Origin of the sequence: Aureitalea sp. L0-47 (assembly GCF_026126405.1) — a bacterium.
GTDB lineage: Bacteria > Bacteroidota > Bacteroidia > Flavobacteriales > Flavobacteriaceae > Pukyongia.
In genome coordinates this window covers 1-4832 of record NZ_JAFMTQ010000031.1, presented here as the reverse complement: position 1 = coordinate 4832, position 4832 = coordinate 1, and the positions used below count along the sequence as shown (strand labels likewise).

The following is a 4832-nucleotide window of genomic DNA, read 5'->3' as shown; positions in this document are numbered from 1 at the left end:
GACTAGCGAGATGCGCCGAAGGCGGATGGAGCAATTCTCCCAAATGATACATTTTCGTGGAACCCAAGCGAAGCTTTGTGGGTTTCACGTATTGTAAAGCCTACCCTAAAAGACTCAGCGAACGAAGTGAGCTAATTCTCCATATAACGGTTGATTCGTGGATTTGTTTATTCGTTGATTCGCGGATACTTATTGGGAAACTGGAATCTGCTAGACAAAGCTTTGTGGGTTTCACTTTCGTAAGGCCTCCCCCAAAAGACTCGCGAGATACGCCGAAGGCGGATTGAGCAATTCTCCCAAAGTCGGTCACTTCGACTCCCTGCCCGTTCCGTTCAGACGGGCGCTCAGCGACCTTTGTTCTTGGTAATTGGTTCTAAAATACCAACATACTAATATTCTAAAATACCAGAAACTACCAGCTCCCGCCACCGCCGCCGCCAAAGCCGCCTCCGGAAGAGCCTCCTCCACCCGATCCACTGCTGCTGGGTGAACTCACCATGGTCGATTGTGTAGCTGTAATGGACGAGCTAAACGATTTGGAAAACTGATTCATCGTAAAGTGACTATGTGTATGCGAAGTATACCAGTTGGGTGGTGGAACGTTCAGGGCTGCAAATTTCTTCGCCCATACGCCAAAAGCACCAAAAGCCATAGCGTAGCCCATAGTGGACTCAAAATAAACCGGGCTTTCCTTGATGAGCATTTTCAGCTTGTTCTCTTCGGCTGTCCTGATGAAATTCCTGAAACCTTTGAGCTCAGACAAAACCCTATCTCCTTTCGGATTTTTCTTGATCATGGAAACATTCAGAATAAATAAAACCACAAAGGCCACAAACAGCAGTGCGGCTCCTAAAAAGCCCCAGATATAGAGACCCAGCGGTATCCAAATCAGCAATAACAGCATCAGTATGACATATACAATGGTTCTAACCTGCCTGGATTTCTTTACATAATACACCTGGGCGGCCTTCTTAAGCTGTGTCTTAGCTGCGCCCATAGTGGTGTAAAACTTATCCTTCAAACTACTAACAAGTACTTCCTGCTTTCCTCCACTGAAGAGTCCGTTAAAGATCTTTCGTTCGTAATTCGGACTATCACCCGGAATATCTTTCAGCTTAATGATCTTTACATCATCCTTGGCAAACCAACCTTTTTTGTCGATCTCTTCCATTCGGATATATCCTCCCGAGCCCCAGTGTGGGATAAAGGAGACCAGATCTGAAGTATCGTCCAAATCATTGATCAGGAAGCCCGCCATGGCCGGATCGATACCTTCAGGAGGAAAATAACTGGTGGTTGTGCTCACACGCGTATCCTTACCGTGCTTGCGCCATAAAATATAGAACCCGAGGAATAGGAGTCCGATGATCAGGATATACCCGTATTTCGTCCAGAATGGGAATAGTGGTTTTGTTTCAGCAATACTACCCGGCGGAAAATTAATAAGTACGGTGACGGCATCTCCATAGTAAGAGGTAACTCCCGTTTTTGAGAATCCTGAAAATACTTTTCCGTCGTACACCTGTATATAATCGTCACTTGGCTCCGTGTTCCCGGCAGCTCCGGAATAAACGAACATATGACTTCGATCTACGGTGACATTTTCGGGAAGGTGAATCCTGAAATCGATCTTTTCGAAAGGCGCCACCCACTGAGTAGGTTTCAGGTTCCAGTAGAAACGCGTATCCCGTTCTTCAAAGAGAAAGGCATTCTTCACCCGGTAGCGGATCTCGTATTGTTGGGGACCGGTCACTAATCTGTTCGGATCGCCTATTCTGATATCAAAAAAACGTGAGAGTCGCCTGGAAAAGGCATTATCGATCTTGGCTCTATGCCCCGGCACTTCGATATTCGAGACTTCGATGGAACGTTTTTCTTTGTTTCCTTCGGAAGTGAGCAGGTCGTATTTTAATTGTATGGTACGGTATATCCCATGTTTTTGTTGGGTGAAATTCACATCGTATTTCTCCACCACATCGAAATACCCCTTCTCGCTGATGTAAATATCCACGGTATACTTGGTGACATCAAATCCCTGTGCATAGCTGGCCGTGATCGCACAGATCGCCAGTAAAAGACTTAAAAACTGTTTCATGCCTTATGAAAAGTCTACTTTCACATTCTGCCTGTCGAAATCGTCCGCTTCGAAGTAATCGAAATGGGTATAGTTAAAGATAGGTGCAAACAGCACTCCCGGGAAGCTTTCGCCATAGGTGTTGTTCTCGCGAACGGTTCCGTTGTAGTAACGACGGCTGCGTTCGAGGTTCTCTTCTATCTCATTGAGTTTTTGCTGAAGGTCGATAAAGTTCACATTCGCCTTCAGGTCGGGGTAGGCTTCACCCAATGCGAAGATAGAACGAAGTGTTTGCTGAAGTGCATTTTCGGCCTTGATCTGTTCGTTAATATCATCGGAAGGTACTGCCATGGCGGCGTTCCGCGCCTGGATCACACTTTCCAGGGTCTGCTTCTCATGAGCAGCATACCCTTTTACCGTTTCCACAAGGTTGGGGATAAGGTCGTAACGACGTTTCAGAGCCACGTCTATATTACTCCAGGCATCCTTCACGAGGTTGCGGTTTTTCACAAAACGGTTGAAGATTGAGACTAGAAGCAGGAGGATGACGAGCGCACCACCTATAAATGCAATAAAGTATATCATGATGAAGTGTTTATCTGGTTAGTAAGTGTGAGTGTTGAAACGTTACATAAAGGTACGAAAAGCGAGTGAGAAGATGGAGGATAGATGTTAGATGTTAAAAGTTAGAAGTTAGAAGTCTAAAGTCGGGAGTCCGAAGTCCGAAGTTCGAAGCAAACTAAACTCTTAAGCTTCTAAACTCATAAACTTCTTATTGTCGGGTGTCCGGTGTCGGGTGATGATTAATTATTGTTTATTGTTATTGTTATTGTTATTGTTTATTGTTATTGTTATTGTTTATTGTTATTTTTTTTCTTAGTCCTTAGTGACCCTTCGGTACATCCACCATTGGCGGATACTCAGGGTCCGATAGTAATGGTCACTGAGTGTTTCGAATGCAATAAGAAATGTATCGAAGTGACCGATGTCGGGTGATGGGTGTTGAAAGTCTATAGTCTAAAGTTTAAAGTCCGAAGCAAACTAAACTCTTAAGCTTCTAAACTCATCAACTTTTTATTGTCCGGTGTCGGGTGCCCGATGTCATTCCGAGCAAAGCGAGGAATCTCGGCTTGAACTATTAATTATTGTTTATTGTTATTATTTATTAAAGGTCGGGAGTCGGGAGTCCGAAGTCGGAAGTCCGAAGTCCGAAGTCCGAAGTCCGAAGCAAATAAACTCTTAAGCTTCTAAACTCATAAACTTCTTATTGTCCGATGTCCGGTGTCGGGTGATGATTAATTATTGTTTATTGTTATTGTTTATTGTTATTGTTTATTGTTATTTTTTATTCTTAGTCATTAGTGACCCTTCGGTACATCCGCCAAGGCCGGATACTCAGGGTCCGATAGTAATGGTCACTGAGTATTTCGAATGCAATAAGAAATGTATCGAAGTGACCGATGTCCGGTGTTGGGTGTCGGGTGTCGGGTGTTGAAAGTCTATAGTCTAAAGTTTAAAGTCCGAAGTATGCTCCCCGAAGATCTTCAAAGAAATCAGGAAGTAATGACCTTCATCATTTTTTCTCATCTGTTTCATTTGCATCTTTAGGTAATTCAATACCAGTGATCATGAAAAATATAGTTTCAAATAAACAAGGAGAAACTGGATTACAACAGGTGGCACCGAACACCTTCAAAGAATTGGTCCAGTTGAAAAGACAAGGAGATCGGGCTGCATTCAATTTGCTGCTGTTGGATGTACTACCGGAAGTGAAGAAATTTGTGAATCGCAGACTTGACGCGGCGGTTTACCAGGGAAATTTTCCGAAGAGTAAATACAAGGCCGAGGATTTTATCGATCAGCTATTCATAGAAGTGTATGAATCCATAGGTGTAGTGGAGAACGAAAATGATTTCTATATATGGTTGTTTAAGAAGACTAACGACTTAGTGGATCGTACCATTGCTGTGGAAGCCTTTGAAGACAGTATATTCAAGAACATCGATGAATTCGCCACTTCCGAATGGAAACTCATGTCGGAAAAATTCAGTGCCGAAGCGGATGGCGACCTGATTATGCGTGAGGACCTGGAAGATGTTTCCTACCACAAGAGCAAGCACACCCTGATCACTCTCTTCGATCAGGACGAAGAAAAGGACCTGATAGCACAACTCGACCAGAATTTGAGCCAGGAGGATATCGATCGATATACGGAAATCGTACTGCGCAATTTCCCGCAACCCATGCATACGGTTTTTGAACTGTTCACCAAGCAGGAATTTACCCTGGAACAGATCGCCGAGATCATACAGCGTGATGTGAAAGATGTGGAAAGCCTACTACGCGAAGCTCGCGCCATACTGTACAATAGTCTTTCTGCATGGACGAGGAAGAACTAATTGAGTTTAGGGGTTATTGGTTGTTATTTATTATTAATTGTTATTCTTTATTGTTATTGTTTATTGTAAGTCGGGAGTCGGAAGTTCGAAGTAATATAAACTCCTAAGCTTCTAAACTCATCAACTTTTTATTTTCCGGTGTCGGGTGTCGGGTGATGATTAATTATTGTTTATTGTTATTGTTTATTGTTATTGTTATTGTTATTGTTATTGTTTATTGTAGGTCGGGAGTCCGAAGTCACATGTCGGATGTCGGATGTCGGATGTCGGGTGTCCGGTGTCTGGTTGTCATTCAGAGCGCAGCGAAGAATCTCGGCTTAAACTATTAATTATTGTTTATTGTTATTGTTTATTGTAAG

At 43.3% G+C, this 4832-nt stretch carries 3 protein-coding genes; 1 reads left to right on the top strand and 2 read right to left on the bottom strand.

The window, feature by feature from the left end:
* Positions 1-412: 412 nt before the first annotated feature.
* Positions 413-2095 (bottom strand): DUF2207 domain-containing protein, encoded by a 1683-nt coding sequence (locus J1N09_RS15300; protein ID WP_265201154.1) that lies wholly within the window; start codon positions 2093-2095, stop codon positions 413-415.
* Positions 2096-2098: 3 nt separating this feature from the next.
* Positions 2099-2659 carry a LemA family protein gene (locus tag J1N09_RS15295; protein ID WP_265201153.1) on the bottom strand — a complete coding sequence of 187 codons (561 nt, stop codon included), beginning with the start codon at positions 2657-2659 and terminating at the stop codon, positions 2099-2101.
* Between the two features lie 1043 nt (positions 2660-3702).
* Here J1N09_RS15295 and J1N09_RS15290 point away from each other — a divergent pair.
* Complete coding sequence (locus J1N09_RS15290) at positions 3703-4473, top strand: RNA polymerase sigma factor (RefSeq protein ID WP_265201152.1); 771 nt, start codon at positions 3703-3705, stop codon at positions 4471-4473.
* The last annotated feature ends 359 nt before the right edge of the window (positions 4474-4832 follow it).